Origin of the sequence: Prosthecobacter gellanilyticus (genome assembly GCF_007992435.1) — a bacterium.
GTDB classification, from domain to species: domain Bacteria; phylum Verrucomicrobiota; class Verrucomicrobiia; order Verrucomicrobiales; family Verrucomicrobiaceae; genus Prosthecobacter; species Prosthecobacter gellanilyticus.
The window spans coordinates 1-25897 of record NZ_BKAG01000007.1 but is presented as its reverse complement, the minus strand read 5'-3'; the positions used below and the strand labels follow the sequence as shown (position 1 = coordinate 25897).

General features: G+C 61.0%; 15 protein-coding genes. 10 read left to right on the top strand and 5 right to left on the bottom strand.

What is annotated here, in order from left to right:
- Positions 1-34: 34 nt before the first annotated feature.
- The 3 genes from eno to BGE01nite_RS06515 all read left to right on the top strand — a co-directional run bounded on the left by eno (position 35) and on the right by BGE01nite_RS06515 (position 2581).
- Positions 35-1321 (top strand): phosphopyruvate hydratase, encoded by a 1287-nt coding sequence (eno, locus tag BGE01nite_RS06525; protein ID WP_146849625.1) that lies wholly within the window; start codon positions 35-37, stop codon positions 1319-1321.
- Between the two features lie 48 nt (positions 1322-1369).
- A complete protein-coding gene (locus tag BGE01nite_RS06520) occupies positions 1370-1702 on the top strand; it encodes an FtsB family cell division protein (protein ID WP_146849624.1) in 333 nt (110 codons plus the stop codon).
- A 225-nt stretch (positions 1703-1927) separates the two neighbouring features.
- Positions 1928-2581 carry a hypothetical protein gene (locus BGE01nite_RS06515; protein ID WP_146849623.1) on the top strand — a complete coding sequence of 218 codons (654 nt, stop codon included), beginning with the start codon at positions 1928-1930 and terminating at the stop codon, positions 2579-2581.
- Positions 2582-2849: 268 nt separating this feature from the next.
- Here BGE01nite_RS06515 and BGE01nite_RS06510 read toward each other — a convergent pair whose 3' ends face one another.
- Positions 2850-3359, bottom strand: coding sequence for a cation transporter (locus BGE01nite_RS06510; protein ID WP_146849622.1), 510 nt, complete (start codon positions 3357-3359; stop codon positions 2850-2852).
- Positions 3360-3472: 113 nt separating this feature from the next.
- On the opposite strand from BGE01nite_RS06510, the gene BGE01nite_RS06505 reads away from it, so the two are divergent.
- Positions 3473-4456: a rhomboid family protein gene (locus BGE01nite_RS06505; protein ID WP_170266640.1), complete on the top strand. Its 984-nt coding sequence runs from the start codon at positions 3473-3475 to the stop codon at positions 4454-4456.
- Between the two features lie 148 nt (positions 4457-4604).
- On the opposite strand, the gene BGE01nite_RS06500 is transcribed toward BGE01nite_RS06505, so the two are convergent.
- Complete coding sequence (locus tag BGE01nite_RS06500) at positions 4605-5801, bottom strand: FG-GAP repeat domain-containing protein (RefSeq protein WP_146849620.1); 1197 nt, start codon at positions 5799-5801, stop codon at positions 4605-4607.
- A 156-nt stretch (positions 5802-5957) separates the two neighbouring features.
- Here BGE01nite_RS06500 and BGE01nite_RS06495 point away from each other — a divergent pair, with 156 nt between their 5' ends.
- Complete coding sequence (locus tag BGE01nite_RS06495) at positions 5958-11816, top strand: immunoglobulin domain-containing protein (RefSeq protein ID WP_146849619.1); 5859 nt, start codon at positions 5958-5960, stop codon at positions 11814-11816.
- A gap of 120 nt (positions 11817-11936) precedes the next feature.
- Positions 11937-18728, top strand: a complete 6792-nt coding sequence (locus tag BGE01nite_RS06490) for an immunoglobulin domain-containing protein (RefSeq protein WP_146849618.1) — start codon at positions 11937-11939, stop codon at positions 18726-18728.
- A gap of 62 nt (positions 18729-18790) precedes the next feature.
- On the opposite strand, the gene BGE01nite_RS06485 is transcribed toward BGE01nite_RS06490, so the two are convergent.
- Positions 18791-20113, bottom strand: coding sequence for a S8 family peptidase (locus BGE01nite_RS06485; protein WP_170266639.1), 1323 nt, complete (start codon positions 20111-20113; stop codon positions 18791-18793).
- Between the two features lie 205 nt (positions 20114-20318).
- On the opposite strand from BGE01nite_RS06485, the gene BGE01nite_RS06480 reads away from it, so the two are divergent.
- Genes BGE01nite_RS06480 through BGE01nite_RS06470 form a run of 3 tightly spaced genes read left to right on the top strand, consistent with a single transcriptional unit; the run spans position 20319 to position 23485 of the window.
- Complete coding sequence (locus BGE01nite_RS06480) at positions 20319-21398, top strand: ABC transporter ATP-binding protein (protein WP_146849616.1); 1080 nt, start codon at positions 20319-20321, stop codon at positions 21396-21398.
- 23 nt (positions 21399-21421) lie between these two features.
- On the top strand, positions 21422-22522 hold the full coding sequence (locus BGE01nite_RS06475; protein WP_146849615.1) for a cytochrome-c peroxidase: 1101 nt from the start codon (positions 21422-21424) through the stop codon (positions 22520-22522).
- Between the two features lie 45 nt (positions 22523-22567).
- A complete protein-coding gene (locus BGE01nite_RS06470; RefSeq protein WP_146849614.1) occupies positions 22568-23485 on the top strand; it encodes a glycosyltransferase family 2 protein in 918 nt (305 codons plus the stop codon).
- Here BGE01nite_RS06470 and BGE01nite_RS06465 read toward each other — a convergent pair whose 3' ends face one another.
- Together BGE01nite_RS06465 and BGE01nite_RS06460 are read right to left on the bottom strand one after the other, a co-directional pair.
- Positions 23486-23917, bottom strand: a complete 432-nt coding sequence (locus BGE01nite_RS06465; protein ID WP_146849613.1) for a DUF5069 domain-containing protein — start codon at positions 23915-23917, stop codon at positions 23486-23488.
- 42 nt (positions 23918-23959) lie between these two features.
- A complete protein-coding gene (locus tag BGE01nite_RS06460) occupies positions 23960-25000 on the bottom strand; it encodes a Gfo/Idh/MocA family protein (RefSeq protein WP_170266638.1) in 1041 nt (346 codons plus the stop codon).
- Positions 25001-25048: 48 nt separating this feature from the next.
- Here BGE01nite_RS06460 and BGE01nite_RS06455 point away from each other — a divergent pair, with 48 nt between their 5' ends.
- On the top strand, positions 25049-25720 hold the full coding sequence (locus BGE01nite_RS06455; protein WP_170266637.1) for a SanA/YdcF family protein: 672 nt from the start codon (positions 25049-25051) through the stop codon (positions 25718-25720).
- Positions 25721-25897: the final 177 nt, after the last annotated feature.

The window sequence follows — 25897 nt, the reverse complement described above, 5'->3', positions numbered from 1 at the left end:
CCATTAGTTAAGCATACTGAATTAAATCACCCTCATGGACGATCTTACCATTGTACAAGTCATCGGGCGCGAAGTGCTCGATTCCCGCGGCAACCCTACTGTCGAAGTCGACGTGCTTCTGGAAAACGGAGCGATGGGCCGCGCTGCCGTCCCCAGCGGTGCGAGCACCGGCGAACACGAAGCTCTGGAACTGCGTGACGGCGACAAGAAGCGCTATCTGGGCAAGGGCGTGCTGAAAGCCGTGGATGCGGTGAACAACGAGATCGCGGATTGCATCATCGGCAGCGACGCCTCCGACCAGGTGGCGATCGACAATGCGATGCTGGAAGTGGACGGCACGCCGACGAAGTCCAAGCTGGGCGCGAATGCGATCCTGGGTGCTTCCCTGGCAGTCGCCAAGGCTGCTGCGGTGGCTCTGGGCCAGCCTCTCTACAAGTATGTGGGCGGGCCGAACGCGAAGGTGCTGCCTGTGCCGATGATGAACATCATCAACGGTGGTGCGCACTCTGACGCGCCGATCGATTTCCAGGAGTTCATGATCATGCCGAAGGGCGCTCCGACTTTCTCCGAAGCTCTGCGCTATGGCGCGGAAGTCTTCCACGCGCTGAAGAAGATCCTGCATGATCTGGGTCTGAACACGGCGGTGGGTGACGAGGGCGGTTTTGCCCCAACGCTGAAGAGCGCGAGCCATGCGCTGGAAGTGATCGCGCAGGCGATCGAGAAGGCTGGCTACAAGATGGGTGAAGACATCTTCATCGCCCTGGACGTGGCTTCCTCCGAGTTCTTCGACAAGGCGAAGAACAAGTATGTCTTCAAGAAGAGCGACAAGTCTGAGCGCACCGCTGAAGAGCTGGTGGCCTACTATGCCGAGCTGAAGAAGAACTTCCCGATCATCTCGATCGAAGACGGCTGTGCTGAGAACGACTGGACGGGCTGGAAGCATCTGACGGACGCTCTGGGCGCGACAACGCAGCTGGTGGGTGACGATCTCTTCGTGACGAACACGAAGTTCCTGCAGAAGGGCATCGACGCGAAGACGGCGAACTCGATCCTGGTGAAGGTGAACCAGATCGGTTCCCTGACCGAGACTCTGGACGCTGTGGACCTGGCTCACCGCCATGGTTACACCGCTGTGATGAGCCATCGCTCCGGTGAGACGGAAGACTACACGATCGCCGATCTGGCTGTGGCCACGAACTGCGGCCAGATCAAGACGGGCTCCCTTTCCCGCAGCGACCGTATCGCAAAGTATAACCAACTTCTCCGCATCGAGCAGGAGCTGGGTGAGAACGCGATCTTCGGCGGCCGCATGAAGGTCTAAGTCTAATCAAGTATGTAACTAAACTCCGCCGCGACGCGGCACCTCTTTATGAAGTATCAAGAGATCCAGAACGAGTCCCCGACCGCCCCGCAGCCTGTTGACCGCATGCTGGGAGGGCTGGTGAGGCTCGGGAAGATCTGCCTGCTGCTGCTGGTGGTGCCCGTCGTGGTGGAGATTTATAAAAAGCCTCTGGCTGAGCAGAATGCGCAGCGGGAGAAGCTGGAGGCGCTGAAGACGCAGCGCGATGCGCTGGCCGGAACGCGCGACAAGCTGGTGCGCCAGATGGACTGGATCAAGAATGACACGGCGTATCTGGAGATGCGTGCGCGTGACCATGAGCACATGCACAAGAAGGGCGAGTATGTGATCCGCTTTGAGTAGATCGGTGGTAGGTGGTGATAACGGGGCCGCTGAGGAGTGCGATGGTGGGGTGAGATGAAGCGGGGCGCGGAAATGACGAAACCAGAATGACGAATGACGAATTGGGGGGCTGTAGCACGTCTCATCCCCTGCCCTATGCCTGCGCCTGGCCTGCATTTTTCATGATTCGGGCTTCGACATTCGTTCGTCATTCGGATTTAGTGATTCGTCATTCTTTCCCTCACTATGCGTCTTCTCCTTCTCTCCCCTGCCCTGCTGCTTGTTTCCTGTGTGGATCCTTATGGGAATCCAATGAGCCCTTTTGGGCCGCAGCAGCCGGCGCCTTATTCGGGGCCGAGGGAGGAGTGGCGTAACCAAAACCGTGACCAGGGTCAGGAGCAGGAGCGCCAGGCGTATGAGCGCGGTGTGTCTGATGGCCGCGCAGATGGGAATGCGAGGCTGGGGAAGAACTACAAGAGGCACTACCAGAGCTACACGCCGGCGACGCAGACGGCGTATCGCCAGGGGTATGATCAGGGGTATGCACCAGAGCAGGCTCCGCCGTCTGGACCTGGATATGGATACGGTCAGGGCATGGGTGGCTGGCAGCAGCCTGGACAGCAGCCGGGCGGAACGTATGTGCCGCCGTATCCTGGAAGCAACAATGGTTATCCGCAGAGTGGCGGGAACAACTATCCGGGGGGTGGTGGCTACAACAACACGCCGCCGCCTTCACCCGCGCCTTCCAATGATCCGGTCTATCAGCAGGGGTATGATTATGGGCTGAGGGATCGTGTGTCTGGCCGGCAGAATGATCCGGGGGCGCACACGGGGAGGTATGATCCGCGGAGCCGCCGGAGTTTTGAGCGCGGGTATTCGGATGCTTATAATGCGAGGTGATCTTTGCTAACGAAGCATTGATTTATTAACCGCAGATAGCGCAGAGGGCACAGATGTCCCAGGCAGAAGACCTGGCCTATCGAGTGCTTTGGGATTTGTTCAGCGAGATGACTACTTTGCTGGCGCGGGTTCGCGGGTGCTTTGGTGACTTCTGGCTTGTGGGTGAATCGGGATGCAACCCCATTGGAATGGGGTTGTACGTTGGGGGCATGAAAAAGGGCGACCTTGGTGGTCGCCCTTTTGATTAGGTGAAATGAGATCGCCTGGATTACTTGATGGAGGCGGCGAAGCCGGCTTTGTTGAGGGCGGCGGTGAGCTCGGCCTCGGTGAAATCACCTTTGACGGTGAAAGAACTGGCCTTGGAGGCGACGGTGTTTTCCGTGATGCCTGGGACGGTCTTCACGGCTTCAATCATGGCGTTGGCGCATTTCTGGCAGCAGAGGTGGACGCTGCTGACGGTGGCTTCGGTGAGCTTCTTGGGAGCGGCGCTGGAAGCGGTGGTGCTGGCTTTCTCTTCATCGCTGGTGCCGTAGTAACCGGCGGCGACGATGGCCTCGACGGCTTTCTTGGCGTTGGCCTTGGACTTGGAGGTGATGGTGACGGTCTTGCCTTCGGCGGTGACGGTGGTGTCTTTCACGCCGGCGGCGGCCTTGATGATGCCGTTGGTGCAGCCTTTGCAGCAATTGTGCACGCCACTGAGGGTGACGACGGTGTCAGCAGCCTGGACGGCGGAGGTGATGAGGGAGAGGGCGGCGAGGAGGATGAGGGAGGTTTTCATGTGGCACGCTATAGACGTGCTCACCCCGGTGTTTCTTTGCCAAATCTTACGCTGGAGTGAAGATGTGCAAAGCCCGTTGCGAGGGCGCAAACACAGCCTACTATCCGCGAGTCATGGCCCTCTACGACCGCGATTACATGCGCGAAGATGAACCGACGCTGCAGGAGCGGCTGCGGAGGATCACGGCATTTCAGTGGTTCTTCGGGGCGAACATTGTGGTGTTCGTGGCGCAGTTCCTGTTTGGCATCGGGGCATCCATGCACGGGGGCCAGTTCATTCCCGACGGCGGGGTGAGCATCAGCGAGCTGACGAGCGGGAAGGTGTGGACGCCTTTCACCTACATGTTTGTGCACGGGAGCGTGGGGCACATCCTCTTTAACATGGTCACGCTCTGGTTTGCCGGGAAGCGGGTGCAGGATCTGTATGGGCAGAAACACTTTGTGCTGATCTACATCCTCTCGAGCCTCGTGGGCGCGGCGCTGCAGATCGTGGCGGGTTCACTGATTGCCCAGCAGGGAGATGCGTATCTGCTGGGGGCCTCGGCATCGATCATGGGACTTATTCTGGCCTATGCGGTGGCGGTGCCGGATGAGGAGATGACGATGCTGTTCATGTTTGTGATCCCGGTGCGGTTCCGCATGTGGGGGCTGGCGAAGTTTCTGCTGATCATGAACCTGTCCCTGGGAGTGCTGGGGATGGTGCATGTGCTGCCGGAGTTTCTTTCCAGCGGCGGGGCGATGGTGGCGTATCTGGCGCATGTGGGCGGGGCGATCGCGGGCTGGTATTACTCCCGCATGCTGGGCTATGGCGGGCTGCCACCGAACCTGGAGTCCCTTGGCTCGACCTTTAAGGCGAAGACGAACCGCCAGCCCGCGATGGCGGGGACGCGGCGGAGCAGCCGCCCCGTGGTGGAGCTGGATGAGGAGGCGATCCGCCGGCAGAATGCGCGGAGGGATCCCGTGGTGGACCTGATGCGGGATGAGGTGGACCCGATCCTGGACAAGATCACCGAGCAGGGCATGCACAGCCTGACGGATGATGAGCGGCGCATTTTGGACCGGGCGAGCCGGCAGATCTCGAAGAAAGAGAAGAACTGAGGCAGGGCGGGGACGGGGAATTTTAACCGCAGATAGCGCAGAGGGGCGCTGAATGGGCGCGAATGCCCTCTTGTGGAGATCTCGCAGGTTACGGGAGTTTTTCACCTCGTGAGGAACGAGCGGGCTAAAGCCACGATCGTTCTACGGATTACTGGCGCTGGTTCCAGTAGATCTTGAGGTTCTTGGTGGCGCGGCCGGCGGCGATGATGTCGACATCGCGGTCGCCATCGAGGTCGGTGCCCACGGCGTCCTCACAGGCCATGGTATTGTCATCCAGGAGGTATTGCTGCCAGCCGTTGCCGTCTTCCTTGGTGGTGTAGAAGAGTTTCACGCCGACTTTGTCCCCGATCTTGTGGTGGGAGCGCCAGCCGACGACGATCTGGCGGTTGTTCAGGCCGAGGTAGTCGTAGCAGGCGATGGCGTGGCCATCGATGAGGGTTTCATCCAGCACGTGGCGCTGCCAGGGGCCGTCTTTGGGGCCATCGGCAGGCGGGGTGTAGATGACGGCTTGGTTGCCGTGCATGGGCTCGATGGTCGCCACGTAGGGCTGGCCGCCGGAGAAGGCACCCCAGCGGACTTCCCCCGCGCCTTTGAGGCCGTTGGCAGCATCATGCTGGGTGATCCAGTGGGTGCGCCAGCCTTTTTCGGAGGGGTCGAGCCGCATGACGCCTTCTTTGCCGCAGAGGAGGATGGACTCGGCCTCGGTGGAGCTCGCGGCGGGGACGATGTCCAGGTTGTGGGTCATGTGCATGGCATCCGTGACCAGGGTGGTGTTCCAGGGTTGTGTCACGTCATCGGGCTTATGGTAGGCCAGGACGCGGACGCCGGCGCCTTCGCCGTTCTTGTTCCCACGGCCATGGAGGGGGACGACGATGAGGTCGTAGCGCCCGGCCTGGTTGCGGACCCACTTCATGCGGTGGGTGGTGGGCTCATGGCTGAGCTGGACGGGTTTCCAGGGCTGGGTGCGGTCGGCTGGAGGCACGAGGTAAAAGACGGCGCCGCTGTCCACGGTGTCCGCCGGGTTCCACTGGGCTCCGGCGGCGATCTCGCACTTGCCGTCACCATCGATGTCACGGGCGGCGATGCAGACGTGGTCCTTTTCGGTCAGTTTTTCGACGATGACGTGCTTCTTCCAGGTGGGGTTCTGATACCAGACGATGGCGGATTTATCGCAGAGGAGGATGTCCGTTTTGGCATCTCCATCCACGTCTGCGAGGGCCAGGCCGTAGCCAATGCCGACCTGGTTGTCGATTTCCTGGGCCTTGAAGTTCGGGGCGGGGTCAGCCTGGACGGACAGGGCCGTAAGGCTAAACAGGACAGGGAAAAGGCGGCGCAGGGGGCTCATAAGCAGGAGATTTTGGAGAGATCTTTTACGTTCAGCGAGAAAAGATTTCGCGGGCAAACAGGAGGATTGACATTGTAATCACAAAGTCACTATTCTTTTCGAGCAAATGACCCTCAACGCACTGTCAGAGTAGGGCATCTCAACTTCCCCCCAGCCATGACGCCCCCGCCCTCACTCATTTCCGTACTCCTGAAAGGGTTCCTGACCGCGGGCCTGGTGCTCGCTCTGACAGGTGGAGTTCAGGCTGTGGCCCCCAAGGCACCGGTCATCACCAAGGTGGATTTCTCCTTTGCGGGCTTTGATGGCAATGTGGTCAAGGTCGGAAACCGCCACTCGTATCTGGTGACGTGGACGGACAACTCCCTGGATGAAGAAGGCTTCGATGTGCAGATCAAGGCGGGGTCAGACCCTTTCTTCACCATCAGCCGCGTGAACGCCAACTCGACCCAGGCCGCCTTGATCGGGGTTCCCGGTCTGGATGGCGGCACGGATGTGTTGTTCCAGATCGTGGCGTGGAAGTTCAACGGGACGAGGATTGAGTCCACCGCCTCCAAGACCTTCACCTACAAGGTGCCGATGGGGACGGGCCAGGCGGTGATGACTCCGCCGGAAAATCTCGCAGTGACGAATGTGGACGACAGCCGGGTGAAGTTTGCCTGGAAGGACAACAGCAATTCGGAAATCTTCTACCAGATCGACTTCAAAGAGGCCTCTGCCACCGGCTTCCAGGGGCTGACCTTTGTGAACCACTCCGGGAACAATTTCATCACGCCGCTGACGTTGACTGACCAAACCTTCCGGCTGAGGCTCGTGCCTAACACGGACTACAATTTCCGCGTGCGCGGCACCCGGCTGCAAGACCTCGCCGCCACAGGAACCAATGCCACGCAGTATACCAACACGGTGACACTGCGCACGCCAGTGCTGACAGCGCCCACGAATCTCGGCGCCGAGACCCTGTCTGAAAGGGCGATCCGTCTGCGCTGGCTGGACAACTCCACCAACGAGACTGGATATGAGGTGCAGTACCGGGCCATCGGGGACACGGAGTTCGACGTCCTCGGCACGCTGGGTGAGAACGTGACCACGGTGGATGTGCCCGTGCCGCAGGGATCCTCCCTGGCATGGCGGGTGGTGGCGCTGTACACCTACACCCCCTCAGGAGCCACCAGCGAGACGACGATCCGCAGTGACTACTCCAACCAGCTCACTTACAGCACTGACTTTCCGGCACCGACGAATCTTCAGGCATCCATGACCGGACGCGCCAACACGGTGGACCTGACCTGGGAGGACAAGTCCGGCACCGAGTATGGCTACAATGTCTACACCCGCCCCCAGGGCACGCCGGATTGGTTCTTCGCCCGCGCCACCCGTGAAAACATGACGAAGGTGAGTGTGAGCTCACGCACGCAGGCCAATGACAGCACAGGCAAGCCTGTGTTCATCCCTCTGGAGGCCGGTCAGGTGCACGAGTTCGTGGTGAGGGCCGTCTCCCAGGACGAAACCAATGTGTCTCTGGACAGCAACGTGGCCTCCGCCCAGGCCCGGCATGGCTTCAGCAGTCGTCTCTACCATCCCGCCCAGGTGGGCGCGCCCCTGACGCGGCTCGTGGAAAACACCAGTGGCGGTTATGACACCGTGGTGGGCTATCTGGCCTCGACCTCGAATGCGGCCAACCGCAGCGACTGGAACATCACCGGGCTGCCACCAGGAACGATCTTTGAGTCCAGCACGGGTCTCCTGACAGGCACACCCACGCAGGCGGGCATCTACAACTGCACCATGACCGCGGAGTTCATCGACAGCCCCACGGTCACCGAGACCCTGGTGCTGCGCGTGGTGCCATCCGCCGTGCCTTCCGCAGCATCCCCGTATATCACCAGGGCGATCCAGCCAACCACCATCGGCATCAACACGCCTTTCCGAGTGACGCTGGCCGACAAGTTTGGTGATCCTGACGCTGAAACAGCGGTGGCCCTGGAGACCTCCTTGCTGGACCAGTTTGGAAAACCCAAGGTGATCGACATTCACCTCTTCCCGAGCCTGGCTCCAAGAGCGGTCGCCAACTTCCTTTCCTATGTGAACGCGGGGGACTACAACAGCCTGATCTTCCATCGTCTGGCCTGGAACCGTGACTCCAGCGGCACGCGGGTCAGCCCCTTCGTGCTGCAGGCCGGCAGCCTGAGGGCCGTGGCCACACCGAGAAGCTTCGCCAGCGTGCTGTCCCGCCCCGCGCCATTGAATGAGCCCGGCATCGGCAATTTCCGCGGCACGATCGCAGCGGCCAAGGTCGGCGCCCGCACGGCCACGGCCACCATCACGCCTGCTGGCGGATCGGCCACCACGGTGCTCAAAGACGATGCTTTTGGTTATGTCGGCAACCCTGACAGCGGCACCACGGACTTCTTTGTGAACCTGGGTGACAACACGCAGAACCTGGACAACCAAAACGGTGGGTTCACCGTGTTCGGCCGTGTCAGCGGACCCGGCATGACGGTGGTGGACACCATCACCGCGCTGCCCGAAGGCAGCTATCAGAACAACAACAACACCAGCACCTACGACGCCAGTTTGGACAAGCGCATCATCGTGGACGGCAGCCTCACCGCCTTCTCCGGCATCCCCATGACCGCCACGCCTGTGCCGACGGACATGGACATCAGCAAGACGGTGCGGATCATGAAGGCAAGCCTGACCCCCACCATGCGCTTCACCGTCAGCAATCCATCTTCAACGGTGGTGAATGCCGTGGTCGAGGGCAATGAATTGAAGCTCACCGGCCTCACGGAGGGCTCCGCCAATGTCACCGTCATCGCGGCTGACCTGGACAGCAACTCCAAGAGCCAGACCTTCAACGTCATCGTTCAGAAGGGTTACAGGCCCCCGGTCATCACCAAGCACCCCGTCTCACAGGCTGTGGTCGCCGGCACCAAGGTGACCTTCAGTGTCACGGCCACTGGATCCAACCTGCTTTATCAATGGCGCCGCAAGATCGGCAGCGGGCTGCCGGCAAACATCGAAAACGCCAATGCCGCCACCTACGTCATCCCCAGCGCCCAGGCGGGTGACGTGGCTCTCTATGATGTCGTGGTCTCGAATGCCACAACCATCCTCGCCAGTACCCCTGCCCGGCTGGATCTGCGCACGGCGCCGGCCGTGGGTGTCATTCAGCAAGCCAAGATCGTGGAGGTCGGCAAGCCGCTCACCCTCACGGTGACCAATGTCGTCGGCGCGCCGACACCCACGTTTGCCTGGAAGAGAGGCACCGCTGCCGTGGCTGGGCAGACCACTGCCAACCTGAACATTGCCGCCGCGAAACTCACGGATGGCGGGGTGTACACCGCCACGGCCAGCAACATTGTGAGCAAGGCCACCACCACTCCGGTGGACGTCATCGTGGTGAACAAGGCAGAAACCAGGCTGTTCTCCACCACCGCCAAGACAGTCAGCCTGACCGCGCCAGTGACAGGGCCTAACCTCAAGTATCAATGGCGCAGGAACACCGCGGACATCCTGGCAAACACGCCGCGCTTCACCGGCGCGGACAGCGCTATCCTCAAGATCACCGGCACGATGCTGGAGGACACGGCCAGCTACACATGCGTCATCACCCAGGAGCCTGCCGGCACGCTGGGGGCCGTGGAGACGGGAGCCATCAAGCTCTTCATCGTCCAGCGCCCTTCCCTGCCCAATCCGCTTTCCGGCATCAATGCCCCGCCCACCGCCTTCATCGGTGTGGACTACTCCTGGAAGCTTCCCTACTCGCCGTTGGAAGCATTGACCCCGAGCTCGTTCACCGTTTCCGGCCTTCCACCCGGCCTCAAGCTGAACGCCGCCACGGGTGTGATCAGCGGTCGTCCCACGGCGGTCGGGATCTTCCCGATCAGGGCGATTGCCTCCAACATCGCGGGTGCCAGCACTCCTGTCTCAACCGGAGACCTGAGGGTGTCACCGCTTCCCTTCTCGAACATCGGGACCTTCGTCGGCACCATCTCCCCTAACCAAATGGTGAACAAAAACAAAGGCGGGCGCTTTGAGCTCACCGTCCAGGACACCGCCGCCTTCTCCGCCAAGCTGATTCTCGGCACCGAGATCATCCCGGCGGCGGGCGCGCTGGGCATCGGCAGCAGCATCACGGGCTCGGGCGCCATCACGTATCAAAGCCGCATCGAGCTGAAACGGAAGGACAAGAGCATTGTCACCTTGCTGTTCGAGCTGGACCCTGATCTCGGTTACATCACGGGTGTGGTCTCCAGCGGCACGGAGAACGCCTACATCAGCGGCTTCAGGCAGTTTTGGGACCTGAAATGGCGCCCATGTATCTACGGCATTGATCCCCTGGGCCTGACCACCACGGTTTCCTACAACATGTCCCTGAACCTCAACAACGACGAGGAAGACGGTGATGTGGGTGATCAGACCATCCCTCAGGGCAGCGGTTATCTGAACATGATCGTCAGTCCAAAGGGCACCGGCACCATCAGCGGACGCCTGGCAGATGGCACGACGATCACCAGCAGCTCCATGATCGGGCCTCAGGGAGAGGCGCTGCTGTTCCTCATGCTGTATACGAACACGGGCTCCGTCGTCGGACAGATCAATCTTGGGGATGACCTGCTCGGCCCGACCAGCTCGCTCCGCCGTGTGGATGGCGCCGTGCGCTGGATCAAGGACGTGCAGCCCGCCACCCAGCGGAACTACCAGGCTGGCATTCCGGACACGACCCTCAGCATTCTCGGAGCCACGTATTATTACAAGCCGGGCAGCAACCTGATTGTCATGGGAGTGCCCAGCGTGACCAGCGGCAGAAACGTCACCCTGGACTTTAGCGAAGGAGGTCTCGCCGGTGCCTCGCGCAACCCTGACCGCGCCATGCGCGTCACCACGGCCCACACCATCGCCGACCCGGCGGCCAACGATGCCAACACCACTCTCGGCATCGTGCCTGCCACCGGCAGTGTTTATGGCAGCTTCGTGCTGAAGGATGACGGCGTCACAAGGTCGGTGGCTTACCAGGGTCTGGTCATTCCACCCGTCCCCTACACACCTGCGGCCACGAACTCCAGCGGTGTCATTGTCGCGAATGAGATCGCCGGTTCGGGCGGCTTTGCCACCGGTTACTTCCTGCTGCCGGAGCTTCTGCCCACCATCACGAAGTCCAAGATCAAATCTGGCCGCGTGGTGATCCAGGGGAACGCCATCACCATCACCACCCAGCCGGCAGACGCCACCGTGAATCCAGGTGCCGACGTGAGCCTGACGGTGGGCATCGCCGCAGGTGCCCAGGGCACCGTGACGTATCGCTGGAGAAAGGATGGCAACAGCATCTCCGGCGCGACCACCAGCAATCTCAATCTGAGCAGCATCACCGAGAACAAACAGGGCAAGTATGACTGTGTCGTCACCAACGGCTCCTACAGCGTGACCAGTGACTTCGCCGTGGTGTCTGTGAATGATCCTGTGGTGAATCCCACGATCACCCGCACCCCCAGCACGGCCAAGGTGAAATCAGGAACGAAGATCACCTTCTCAGCTGCCGTGGAGAAAGGCACCACCCCGCTGCTTTATCAGTGGAAGAAAGATGGCGTGGCCATTCCTGACGCCACGAACTCCACGTATGAGATCACCAGCAGCACCACGGCCAACACCGGAAGTTACACCGTGACGATCATCAATATCGCCTCGCCATCACCCGGTGTCACCTCCGCCACACCCAACGTGCTGACCGTGATGGATGCAGCCGTCATCACCAATGTCAGCCGCACACCCTCCGAAGAGGTTGTTCCGAATGCCTCCCAGGTGGTCTTCACGGTTACCGTAAGCGGCACCGGCCCCTTCACCTATCAGTGGAAGAAAGGAAACACCGCCATCACCGGCGCCACATCCTCCAGCTACACCATCTCTTCTGCCAGTTCCACCGATGCGGCCAGCTACTCCGTCATCGTCAAAAATGATGTCACCCCCGATGGGGTGGCCAGTGCCGAGGTGCCTCTCGCGGTCGCAGCGCCCTGATTCTAAGACCCTTGGAGCATATTGACATCCACGCTTTTCGCCACGATCTCTCCCGCCCTTTTCGCATCTACCCCTGAGCATGCCCGCCGCCCGAGCGGGCATGGCTCTTTTCTTGTTTCCATGCCCTCCGCCTTTCTTCGCCATCTCTTCCTGGCCCTTTTGTTTAGCGTCACTGCGACCAGCCTGCGCGCCACACCGCCCATGGCCCCCAGTAACGGGACCTTCACCCACACGCACTATGGCGTGCCCTTTGTGGGCAACGGCACCATTGCTGCGCCCCAAGTTCCCGCCAACAGCCGGCATACCTGGCATCTGACGTGGCAGGACAATGCCACCGATGAGGAATCCTACATCGTCCTGGTGCGTTATGGATCGGCAGGCCCCTTCAGCACCTTTGGCATTCTGCCCGCCAACAGCACCTCTCACACCTTCTCCATCAGCAATCTGGTGACCCACCTCACCATTCCAGTGCAGTTCAAGATCGAAGCCTGGAAATACAACGGCGGCGTGGCTGAAAGCAGCGTGCTGACCATGAACACCGTCATGCCGAAGCCTGCGACTGCGGGCCAGCAGAGTTACAGCGCGCCTGCCAGCATTACACCCCCTGTCTTTCTCGATCTCGATCCTGGCAATGCTACGAATTTGAGCGATGGCCGAATCAAGCTCGACTGGCCGGACACCAACAATGCGGAAATGGGCTACGAGGTGCAGATCCGCGAGGCCAAGTCCGGCATGGTGGAAGCAGACTGGTACAGCATCGGCAACCTGCCTTGCAACTCCACCAGCATCACGCTCTCGAACCTGTATTTCCGGCGTGACACCGTGACGCGTCTCCAGTTCATCCCAGGGAAGCGCTACCAGTTCCGTGTTCGCGCCACCCGGCCAGGCGTGCAGGTCGATGTCGACACAGCCGGCAACCCCGTATATGCCCCCGCAACCAACTTTGTGGAAACACCAGCCGGCACGGATGGATCCCAGGCCTTGCAGATTCCCGAGCTCAAGGCACCCACTAATCTCGACGTCTCTGGAGCCAGTGAAACCCAGCTCCGCCTGACGTGGACGGACAATTCTGACAATGAGACGGGCTATGTCATCGAGTCCCGCTACATCACCACGGGCACTCCGCCAGCGTTCACCGAATTTGGCACCGTGGGGGAAAACACCACCAGCGTCCTCGTCCCGGCCACTCAGAATGCCATCGCCGAATTTCGCATCCGCGCGGTCTTCGCCTACACGCCATCAAGCGGCCCGGAGATCAAACTGTACTCTGGCTATTCCACCAACGACCAAGCCAGCACCAATACCTTCCCGCCCCCTAGTCAACTCACGGCTACTCCGTCAGCCGGCCTCTCCAACACCATCAACCTCACGTGGAAAGACAACTCATCTACTGAATACGGCTTTGATATCTGGGTGCGGGAATGGCGCCCACAGCCTCCGCCAGGAACGCCCTACGTGGAAGCACCCTGGAAGTTTGCACGCGGGGTTCATGCCAACGTGACCAGTGTCAGTGTGGACTCCAGGCACGTTGGTGCTGTGGATAGCAAAGGCCGTCCCAATGACACGAATTTCTCCAAGCTCGTCCCAGGCACCGCCTACGAGTTCATGGTGAGGGCCGTGGCGGATGGAGAAACCAGCGTGTCTGCACCCAGCAACGTCGATCCCCCATATTCGAGCCCCGTGCCATCTCCCAACGGCACACCCAGGAACGGCTTCACCATGCCGCGTCTCTATCATCCGGCCAAAGTGGGACAAAGCTTCCAGTACTATCTGACCACCACGCCTGAGGTATCCCGCATCAGCTGGAATGCATCTCCTCTGCCTCCAGGCCTTTCTTTCAACAGCTCCACAGGCATCATCTCAGGCACTCCCACCCAATCGGGTGTGTTCGAGGTGCCTCTGACGGCCAGTCTGGCGGCGACTTCCACGGCCGAAGCTGCCACGCCCAGTGCGATCTTGACGCTGCGCATTGTCGGTTTGCCAGCCGTCCCTGCCGTCACCTCCACCATCCCTAATACCACGGTCGGTTTGAACGCCACCGCAGTGATCAATCTGGAGAATCACTTCACGGATCCCGGCGCGGAGAAGGCTGCGCGCTTGGAAACCAGCCGTGGCAACATTGACATCGATCTCTTCGCCACGCTCGCCCCGGAGGCCGTGACCAATTTCCTGGCCTACGTGAATGCCGGTGACTATGACAACGTGGCCTTTCACCGTCTGGCCTACAGCAACTACGGCATCCCCTTCGTTCTGCAGGGGGGCAGCATGAAAGTCTCCACGGCTCCGAAAAACTTCACCAGCGTGGGAAAGCGCCAGTCTCCCACCAACGAACCGGGTGTCTCCAACCTGCGCGGCACCATCTCTGCGGCGAAGATCGGCGAGCGCACTTCCGTCAGTGACAACGGCACCGTCGTCACACAGAGCCAGCCAAACAACGGGAACGACGACTACTACCGCGACGGGAACTACGGACTGGTCGGCCTGCCAAACAGTGCCACCACGGACTTTTTCCTCAATCCGACGGACAACTCGGGGAACCTGGACAACCAGAACGGGGGCTTCACCGCTTACGGCCGCCTCACAGAGGCCAGTCTGACCGTTCTGGACCAGATCACCCTGCTGCCACGGGGCAGCTATCAGGATGGTCTCCTTAACGGCAGCAATGTCTCTCTGGGAGACTTCCCGATCAATGCAGGATCGGCGCCAGCAAACATGGACAACACCAAGGCGGTCAAGATCATCAACGCCAGGTCCATCCCCCTGCTGACGTACACCGTCAACGAAACCTCCGCCGACAAAGCCACTGTGGTGGTGGAAAACAACCAGCTCAAAATCACGGGTCTGGCAGCAGGCACCCGAAGCGTCATCGTCACTGCCCGGGACATCGACGGAAACACCGTTCCCCAGACCTTCACCATCAATGTCTCCCCGGGCTTCCAGCCGCCAGCGATCACGAAGCATCCAGCCTCCGCCACGGTCAATGTGAAAGCCAACGTCACCCTGAGCGTGACTGCCACCGGCACCGCACTCACCTACCAATGGCGGCGCGGCGGTGCCAATATCGCAGGCAAGACAGACTCTAAGCTTGTGCTGACCAATGTCCAGGCAGGTGATTCCGGTGTCTACGATGTCGTCGTCACCGCAGGTGGCCAGTCTGTCGTCAGCACCGCCGCCACCCTGGCGGTGCGTGTGCCTGCGGACATCACCACCAGCCTGCCTAACGAACTTCTTGTCGCAGTCGGCCAGCCCATTCACCTCCCCCTGACTGCGACGGGGTCTCCGGCGCCCACCGTCACATGGCGGAGAGGCACCACCGTGATCAAGGGCCAGACTAACCAATACCTGTACATCCAGTCCGCCACCCTGGCAGACGCGGGCGTCTACACCGCCACCGCAGTCAATGGCAGCACAGACAAGTCCAATGCCTGCACGGTGCTGGTGGTGGACAAGGGTACCACCAATGTGGCTGCCGCGCCCGGAAAGCCGGTGAAGCTCACCGCACCTGCGGCAGGTCCCTTTGTCAGCTACAGCTGGCGCAAAGGCGGGCAGCAGATCAACCAGGCTGGCATCACCGGCACGGACAAGGCGGTCCTGTCCTTCGCCTCGGCTGAGGCTGGCGCCACTGGGAGCAGCGGGAACTACACCTGTGTGCTGACACCTCCCGGCAGCCTGCCTGTCACCATTTCAGGCACCATGCATCTGGCGGTGGCCAGTGCTCCGCAGCTCAGCCCCATGACCGGTGAGGATGCCCCTCCGAACGGCTACGTCGGAGATGGTTATACTTACGCCCTGCCCTATTCGGCCAATGATGAATACATGCCTTCCAGCTTCAGTGTCACGGGCCTGCCTCCCGGCCTGACGCTCAACACCGCCACGGGTGTGATCTCCGGCCGTCCGACGAAGGCCGGCAGCTACACCATCACCGCCAAAGCCAGCAATCCGACTGGCACCAGTGCTCCAGTGAGCGGGACGATCCGCATCGTTGCGCCAGAAGCCGCCGGGGCCGGCACCTATGTGGGGATCGTCAACCCGGCATGGACCGTCAATGACGGCAGAGGCGGTCGTGTGGACCTGACGGTTACTGACAGCAGCGCCTGGAGCGCGAAGCTCCAGCTCGGCAAGGAAGTCTATAATCTCAAGGGGACCATCATCATCTCTGTCAGCAGCGTCTCGGGTGCCACATCCCTGGTGTATTCCTCCGGTGTCAATTTCACCAGCAAGGCCGGCAAGCCGCTGACCCTCTATTTTGAGCTCAATCCTAGCAATGGTGATGTCACGGGCTACATGTCCTCCAGCACGGAGCTCGTCGAGGTCAACGGCTACCGGCTGGTCTGGAGCCCCACCCGCTATCCCTGCACCTTCGCCGGGCTCTTCAACGTGGCGCTCACGCTGGCGGCAGACCATCTCGCCCAACCAGAAGTTCCGCAAGGAGATGGGTACATGGCCCTCTCCACCAGCTTCGCTGGCATGGGCACCATCGCCGGACGCCTGCCGGACGGCAACACCATCACGAGCAGCGCCTTCGTCGGCCGCGCGGGGCAGACGGTGCTCTTCCAGATGCTCTACAAGAACACTGGGTCGCTCATCGCCCGCATGGGCATCACCACACCGAGAGACACCAACACCGCCGATACCGTCATCCGCTTCAACAGCTACAACGGCAGCGCACGCTGGATCAAAGACAAGCAACCAGCCACCGAGCGCAACTACCAGCCCGGCTTTTCCTCCACGCTGCTGAATCTTCGCGGCTGGGCCTATCAGCCTCCCAAGGCGGAGATCACTCCCGTCGTGATGAACCTGCCAGGAGTCGCGGGCAACGCACGCCTGGAGTTCAATGAGGGAGGTCTCGCGGGCGCCAGCCGGGATCCCGACATCACCTTCCGCCTCACGAACGCCAATCTGGCTGACTTCACAGGTGCCAGCAACACGGCCAAGGTCACCCTCAAAGTTTCTCCAGCCACCGGAGCCTACAGCGGCACCTTCGAGCTCGATGACAACGGCTTCAAACGCCCCGTGACCTTCCAGGGCCTGATCATTCCCGAAATCGCCGCCATTCCGGGGCTCGACGCCTTCTCAGTCACGGCCAACGGCAGCACGACCGCCGTCGCTGCTCAGCCGGGCCGGGCCGCAAGCCCCTCACGTGGCGCAGGCTACTTCTTGCTCGACAGGCTCCCCGTGCCTCCGTCCACCAAGAGCGTGTCCTTGCTCTCCGGTAGCGCACGTCTAGGAGCTCCAGGCCTGACTGTCACCACGCAGCCCGTGTCACAGACGGTCAACCCAGGGGCCAGTCTCAGTTTCACCTGCGCGGCGGAAGGCGGCCTCGGCGCCCCTCCAACCATCACCTATCAGTGGCGCAGAAACGGCATCAACATCGCCAATGCCACCACGCCCACTCTCAGCCTCACCAATGTTCAGCAGGTCTCTGAGGGCGAATTTGACTGCGTCATCCGGAAGAACACCGTGATCCCAGCCGCTGAAGGCATCCCCGCGCAGACTTTTTTGGACACCGGTGTCACCACCACACAGATCGCCACGCTGGCGGTCAACGATCCTGTCTCTGACATCTCCATCCTGCAAAATCCAGCCAGGAACACTCTCCTGACCGGCACCGTGGTCACCCTCACGGCTGAGCACAAGGGCACAGCTCCCTTCACCTACCAATGGCGTCGGAACGGAACTGACATTGACGGTGCCACCGGACCATCCCACACCACGGGCCCGCTGAACAATGACAATGCAGGCAACTACACCGTGCTAGTGAAAAACGGCGTCTCCACCGATGGCTTGCTGAGCCCGACGAAGACTCTGAGCCATGACAACCCTGTCAGTGCCGTGGCCATCAGCCGCACCCCTTCCAGCACGAAGGTAGGCGCCGGCACACCCCTGATCTTCAAGGCGGTCGTGATCGGCTCCAATCCCGTGTTTCAGTGGCTGAAAAATGACATCCCGATTTCCGCCGCCACCGGCTCCACCTTCACCATCCCGACCGTGGCCACGACGGACCAGGGACTCTACAAAGTGCAGGTCCTCAACTACGTGACCGATGTACCCATCGTGAGCAGCGAGCTGCCGCTGGTCGTGACGAATGACATCAGGAACGTCATCATCACTAAAGACTTCGCAGGGGAGGCCCTGGCGACGAACACCAGCGCCACGCTGACGATCAACGCCGACAGTTCAGATACGGCCTTCAGCTACCAGTGGCGCCGGAATGAGGTCGACATCCCCGGTGAAACTTCCAAAACTCTCTCGGTGAACAGTGCCAGCACGGTGACCGTGGACAACCCGGACCGTTATGATGTGCTGATCTCCAATACCCTGATTCCGGAGGGTGTCCTGAGCGCGCCCTTCGTTCTGCGAGTGGCAGAACCTGTCTCGAACGTGGTCATCTCCAGCTCGCCTTCTCCAGAGAACGTCAAGCAAGGTGACAATGTGACCTTGTCGGTTTCGGCCTTGGGCACCAATCTTGAGTATGAGTGGCGCAAAGACGGATTCGCCATCTCTAGTCAGACTTCCTCCAGCTACACGATCTCCGCATTCAACAGCAATCAAGAAGGCAACTACACGGTGCGGGTCAAGAATCAGGTCAACGCGATCGTGAGTTCGATCCTCGAGCTTAGAGCCAATGCGCCGGTCACCTCGGCATCACTCTCACTGACCAGCCCCGGCAGCACGACCGTAGCACCGGGAGCACCGCTCACCTTCAATGTTAGTGTCACGGGTGGATTTGGCCATAGCTTCCAATGGCGAAGGGGCAATGAAGACATCGGCAGCGGCACCAGTTCCACGCTGAATACGACGGCCCCGACGGATCCTGGCTCCTATATCTACAGCGTGGACGTCAACAATGCCGTCTCGAATTCTCCCGTCACCAGCAATAGCGTCACCATCATCGTCAACGCGGAGCCGTAAAGCTGGCATGAGTTCCTCGCGGACTCATTGATTTTCACCCAGCTCCAGGAAGCTCGATGTCACTAAGGCAGCCTCAGAATCCCCGCGCCCACCTGGGTGGACGGGGCGCCGGTCCTCACGGCGTTTTGGGTGAGGACGTTCGGGATCTGCTGGCTCTGGTAGTTCCGGCTCAGGAGGGCTGAGATGGCCCCGCTGGTGATCGCCGCGGCCTGTGAGGTGCCGCTGCCGATCACGGTCTTTCCATCACTGTAGGCAGAGACAATGCCCACCCCAGGCGCCGAGATGAAAAGGCCCTGCCCTGAGTTCGAGAAGTAAGCCTGCCTGCCCTGCGCATCCACCGCTGCCACACTGATCACCCCGCTGTAACTGGCCGGATACGACAGCGCATTGGCCTGCTCATTGCCAGCGGCGGCCACGACCACCACACCACGGCTGATGGCATAGGCCACGGCGTCCCGCAGCATGCTGGAGTCACCGGCCGCGCCGAGACTGATATTGATCACCACAGCTCCACGGTCCACGGCCCACATGATGCCCTCTGCCACCATGGCGGTGTCACCAGTCCCCGTGGAGTCAGCCACGCGCACGTCCAGGATCTCACTCTGCGGTGCCACGCCGCCGTTCGCTTCATCACGCCCTGCGATCAGGGAAGTCATCGCCGTCCCATGGCCGTGGTAGCTCTGGTGGTCATTGACGATGTCATGATGCGTGACCTTCACTCCGGTGAGGCTGGCATGCTCCGTCACTCCGGTGTCGAGCACGGCCACCTTCACCCCTGCGCCCCAGCGGCTGCGATCTCCCACCGCGTTGATCATCTCCAAGCCACTGCTCTGAAAGGGCACCGAGCCGCCGGCATTGTTCGGATCAGTCTGCGGTTCCTGCGGCAGTCCCGGAACATAGGCCAGATAGTTCGGGGCGATGTTGTCATAGTCCTTCGCATGATCCCGCAGTTCCTGCGCCATCTTCGCCGCGTCACGATACCTCACGCGCGCCGACTTCAGCCGCGCATCGCTGTACACGATGTCGATGCCTGAAAGGCCGGCGCGATTACGGAAAGCCGCGAGCGCCTCCGGCGAATTGAACCTCAGCAGCAGTTCGTTCTTCACCACGGAGGGTGACTTGTTCAGCTCGGCCAGCTTCCTCTGCAGCTCATCATACGCGGCTCCCACAGCCGCCAGCGCCGCCGCCTGAGCTTCCACGGCCATCCGCTCCGCCGCCTTGGCATCCCCCGCTTCCGCAGCCTTCTTCTTGGGAAGCGGTTCCAGCTTCGCCATGCTCTGCACGGGCGCATCCGTCGTCTCAAAGGCCAGCCAGCCCAGCGCTCCGAGCGAGATCAGACATAGCACCGCGCTGAGGGTGAGGAAGGTTTTGAGCCAGTCGTTCATAGAAAGAGACTCTCTAGGACTCGTGCATGATGCCCGGCGTTTCATCTTTTTAGACCGGCGGTCGCATTTTCCAGTGCGGCCGGGCCTACGTCGATCGAAGCAAGGAAGCCGCACCCGCATTCACCCTCGGAGCAGCTTTCCTGTCAGAACCTTCAGGGTCCGCGAGTCTTGACACCGTGCCTGCCAGACCTTCCTATGCCTGCGCATGGTTCACATCTCCATCCAAGGCCTCCACAAGCGCTTCGGCTCCCAAGCGGTGCTGCATGACGTGAGCCTCGACATTGCCCAGGGTGAGCTGTTTTTCCTCCTCGGCCCCAGTGGTTGTGGCAAGACCACCTTGCTCCGTCACATCGCCGGCTTTTACCAGCCGGACTCCGGCGCCATCTTCTTTGGTGAGGACAATGTGACCCGCCTTCCTGCGCACAAGCGCGGCACCGGCATGATGTTTCAAAGCTATGCGCTCTGGCCGCATCTGAATGTCGCGCAGAATGTCGCCTTTGGTCTCGAGGAGAGGAACCGGCCGAAGCAAGAGATCGAGGATCGTGTGGGGCAGGCGCTCGAGCTGGTGAAACTCGGTGGGCTCGGCGCACGCCGCATCTCCCAGCTTTCCGGCGGCCAGCAGCAGCGCGTGGCCCTGGCGCGTGCGCTCGTCATCCGTCCGCGCTGTCTGCTGCTGGATGAGCCGCTCTCAAATCTCGATGCCAAGCTGCGCCATGAGATGCGCTCAGAGATCCGCCGCATCTGCAAGGAGTTCGGCCTCACCGGCATCTACGTCACGCATGATCGTGATGAAGCCCTCAGCATGGCGGACCGGCTCGCCATCATGGAAAACGGCCGCATCGCTCAAGTCGGCACGCCGCAGGATGTGTATCGTGATCCCGCCTCACGCATGGTGGCCGAGTTCATCGGCGAGGCCAACTTCATCCCGGCGAGAGTGCGCGGGAACTCCAGCGAGGCAGGATTCTTCGAGGTGGAATCCAGCTTCGGGCCGCTGAGAGCCCGGGCCACTCGCGGGGACTGGCATCCAGCTCCAGGAACAGAGGTCACCTTGTCAGTGCGGCCGGAAGCACTGACCTTCGGGCACGTGCTGGAGTCCATCAATCGCTTCCCGGGCCATGTCACGGACACCACCTACCTGGGCTCCACCGTGCAGTATGAACTGCAGATCCCCAATGGGCCCCTGCTGAAGGTCAGCGAGACCAATCCCCGCCAGATCCGCCAGCCCTCCACAGATGCGACACGCCTCATGGCCGCGGCGATGGATGTGGTGATGCTGCCTAACTAGTGATTGATTCATATCGTGAGATCATGAAGCGGCACCTTTCATGGCTTCTGCTCTCAGCCACCCTCGCCTGGGCGGATGAACCATCGTCCAGCACTCGGATCGATGCCCTGCCACGCTCAGCCGCTCTTCCGGAGGACAGCCCGGCGAAGGTTGAGCTCGGCCGCCTGCTTTTCTTTGATCCCGTCCTCTCCGCGACTCGTGAAGTGGCCTGCGCCACCTGCCATCATCCTAATTTTGGTTGGGCCGATGCACGACCGACACCGCTAGGCGTGCATGCCAGCGGTCTCGGCCCGAGCCGGATGCTGGTGAAAGGAGAAGAGTTTCTGCCCTCCAGGCGCAACACACCCACCCTCCTGAACGCAGCCTTCAACGGCATCGAATCCGGCAAGCCTTTGGATCCATCGAGGTCACCGATGTTCTGGGATAACCGTGTCCAAAGCCTGGAAGCGCAGGTCATCATCCCCATTCGCGCTCATGAGGAGATGCGCGGGGATGCCTGCACCGAGGCGGAGGCCGTGGAAAGCATGGTGCAGAGGATCAAAGCCATCCCGGAGTATGTGAAACGCTTCGAGACCAAGATCACCGTGAAGACCGTCAGCGCAGCCATCGCGGCGTATGAGAGAACTCTCATCACCCCCGACACACCCTTTGATCGCTTCATGCGTGGCGACAAGGCGGCCATGACACCCGCGCAGCAGCACGGCATGCAGGTCTTTCACAAAGCTGGCTGCTCCCTCTGCCACAACGGGCCGATGCTCTCCGACTACAAGCTGCACGCCATCGGCCTAACCGACAGCACGACCAGCCGCCACGAGTTCCGTACTCCCTCCTTGAGAAATCTCAAATTCACCGCCCCCTACATGCATCACGGAGGTGAGCTGACTGTCGGCAGCGTGCTCTTCTTCTATGACCGGCTCATGGATCAGTCCGCAGAGACCCTGGAAGGAGCGGATACTGCGACCCTGCCAGCGCTCGATCCCCTTCTACGCAGGATGAACATGCTGCCCGAGGACCAGGCGCCCATCGAAGCCTTTCTCGAGGCGCTGAACGCGGACAGCTATGACACCACCGTGCCAGATCGCGTGCCCAGCGGGCTGCCGGTGGCAGGTGTGAAGAACGATTGAGACTGGACTCCTGCGCTTTGGTATCGTTCAGTTCCGCTATTCTGCATGGCAGGCCCGTTCTTCACCGTCTACACCCCGACTTACAATCGGGCCCACACCCTTCATCGCTGCTACGACAGCCTGAAGGCGCAGACCAACCGTGATTTCGAATGGCTGATCGTCGATGATGGCTCCACGGATGGCACTGCGGAGCTCGTCGCCCAGTGGCAGGCGGAGAATCTGCTGCCCGTCATCCGCTATGAGCCGCGTCCGCATGGAGGCGCGCATCGTGTGCACAATCACGGCCTCGCCGTGGCTCATGGACAGATGATGATCAAACTGGATTCCGATGATGGCTGCGTGCCGCAGGCTCTGGAGCGTCTGCGCTTCCATTGGGAGAGCATTCCTGAAAGCGAACGCGCAGGTTTCTCCGGCGTCACCGGACTCTGCCAGGACCAGGATGGAAAGCTGGTGGGTTGCGAGTTCCCCAATGCACCGCTCGACTGCACAGCGGCGGAGCTCGACTACATCCACCATGTGCATGGAGAGAAATGGGGCTTCCTGCGTCTGGATGTGCTGCGCCAGTTCCCCTTCCCTGAGGACTGCACCGGCAACTTCATTCCCGAATCCTATGTCTGGTCCCAGGTCTCGCAGAACCACGAGACCCGCCATGTGAACGAGCAACTGCGCATCTACTGGATGGATGCGCCGTCCTTGGTCCATGGCCGGCCTGATCCTTCACGCAATGCCGACGGCCACCGCCGCATGTTTGGCATGGTGCTGAACCTGGAAGCAAAGTATGTTCGCGTAGCACCTGCGCGCTTGTTCCGTGTGGCCGTGCAGTTCTCACGCTTCAGCCTGCTGCATGGCACAGGTCTTATGCAGCAATGGCAGAGCCTCCGCCCCGGCTTGCCGAGGCTGCTCTGGCTCCTGGGCCTGCCTCTCGGCGCGGCCCTTTTCATGCGGGACAAGCTGCGGAAATGATCAAGGCATGCGCCCTTCTTCGACATCCATGAGGTCGAAGAAGGTGACGATGTCCTCACGATGCGCGAGACCTGCCTCGGCACGCTGCTGAATGAGACCCGGTGTGGCCTCGTCACGCCAGCCGCGCTTGAACATGAAGCCATTGAAAAGGCGGATGTGCTCGTCATCCGGCTTGCGGCCCTGCTGGAAGCACCATTCGAGCACGTCTTCATCCGTGCCGCCTTGCAACGTGCGCGCCGTGAGATCTGCAAAGCTCACGCCCAGCAGCGTGCAGATGCGGTCATCAAAGGTGCGGCTGCCTGGAACGAAGTCGAGATGATAACCGTCCGGCAACTTCCCTTCGCGGGCGTTGTAGCGGATCTTGTCCAGAATACGGCCAAGGACGGTGATGCCACCGACGGTGTCACGAGGAGAGCGGAAGGGGAAGGACATGAGGGTGGGTAGTTGTCGTCAAGAAGGTCACTGGTCAAGCTCTCACCACACCCCGGCTCCACGCAGCACCGTCTCATGCACCGCGATGTCATGCGCGGCACTCCAGGCGAGCTTCTTCTCGCCACGCACGATCTTGGCGAGATCTCTGAACTCACCGACATAGCGATCCTTCGGCACCTCCAGCGTGATGGACTGCGTGCCTTTCTTGTAACCGCCCTTGGCCTCAGACAGCGAGAGGTTCACCTTGCCGGACTCAAGCGGCAGGATCTCAAACGTGCCCTTCGTGCCGGTGACATTGAAGCGCCGGCGCGGCCCGCCAAAGGGATCCGCGTGATTGCAGCGGATCACGGCCGTGGCTTTCGCATACTCGAGCACCGCCATCTGGTTGTCCTTCACGCCATCATCCGTCGTCGGAGTCGAGAAAGCATGCACGGCGGCAGGCTTGCCGAGCAAAGTCACCACCGCGTCCGTGACATGGCCCGCGAGCTCAAAGAAGCCGCCGCCTGGCAGCTTCCGGATCGCGCCACGCGTGCTCTTCTCTGCCAGCTTGCCCATCGCGGCATCGATCTCGGTGATCTCACCTAACCAACCTTCACGCACGGCTTTGAAGAGCAGCTCAAAGGCAGGATTGTAGCGCAGCATGTAACCTATCTGCACGGTGAGATCATGCTTGTCCGCCTCCAGGCGCATGGACTGAAACTCGTCGTGATCCAGAGCTCCAGGTTTGTCCAGATGCACATGCTTGCCTGCCCAAATGCAACGCAAAGCTGCGGGGCATGAATCTTCAATGTCTGTCTCCACGGCCACCGCCTTCACACTGGCGTCACCGAGCAGTGCTGATTCGGTCAGTTCAGCCAGGCCTCGATACGTCTCGGATTCCGCAGCACTCTTTCGTTGAGCTTCATCTTTCTCCACAAAGCCCACGACCTCCCAGAGATCCGGCAGCCCGCGCATGGAGGCCATCTTGCCAGCCGCGTGCGCATGCGTGGTGCCGATCTGGCCGATCTTCAACCGAGCATCCGCGGCGTAAACATGGGCCGCGGCCAGGGCGGTGGAAGCAGTGAGAAAGTGACGACGGTTCATGATGAGAAGTTTTGCTGCCGGATGTGAGTGATGGAGTATCGTCCGCACATGCTCACGTCTCTCATGCATCGTCGCTTGAACTGGAAACGGCTGGCCGGGCTCGGTGCCTTCGGTCTGGCTGGAGCAGGTGTCGCCATCTGGGGCTCTGATCACTGGGTGGAGTCCGTGGCCGCGAAGTATTGCCATGAGACCCTCGATCAAGCGCCCGCCATGCCGGTGGCGCTGGTGCTCGGTTGCTCACCCTTCATCGGCTCGTTGAAAAATCTGTTCTTCGAGTATCGCATGGATGCAGCGGCCCAGCTTTACCGCAGCGGCAAAGTGAAGGCGCTCATCGTCAGCGGAGACAACAGCACGAAGGAATACGACGAGCCCACGGCCATGAAGGAAGCCCTGATGAAGCGCGGTGTTCCAGAGCAGGCCATCTACAGTGACTATGCCGGGTTTCGCACACTGGACTCCGTGGTCCGCGCGGACAGCATCTTTGGCCAGAAGCGCTTCATCATCGTCTCCCAGCGGTTCCACAACGAGCGTGCCGTCTTCCTGGCCCGCCAGCGCGGCTTGGAGGCCGAGGCCTTCAATGCCAAGGACGTCCCAGCAGGCACCGGCGTGAAGACCCATCTTCGTGAATACCTCGCCCGCGTGCAGGCAGCGCTGGATGTCACCGTGCTGCAAACCCAGCCGAAATTCGACGGACCTCCGGTGGTGATCACGCAGAAGTAGGCTTGGTTCCGTGGAATGTATGCATTGATGTATGACGAGCCGGAGGCTCGACGGCCGGTAGCCGGTGGTGAAGCAAAACCGCGAAGCGGTGAAGCGAGAACCACCGGAAGATGACACCGCGAGACCATTTCAAGCGCGCGTCCCGGCAGGGATGCCGGAAGCTCGCGCCAAATGCCT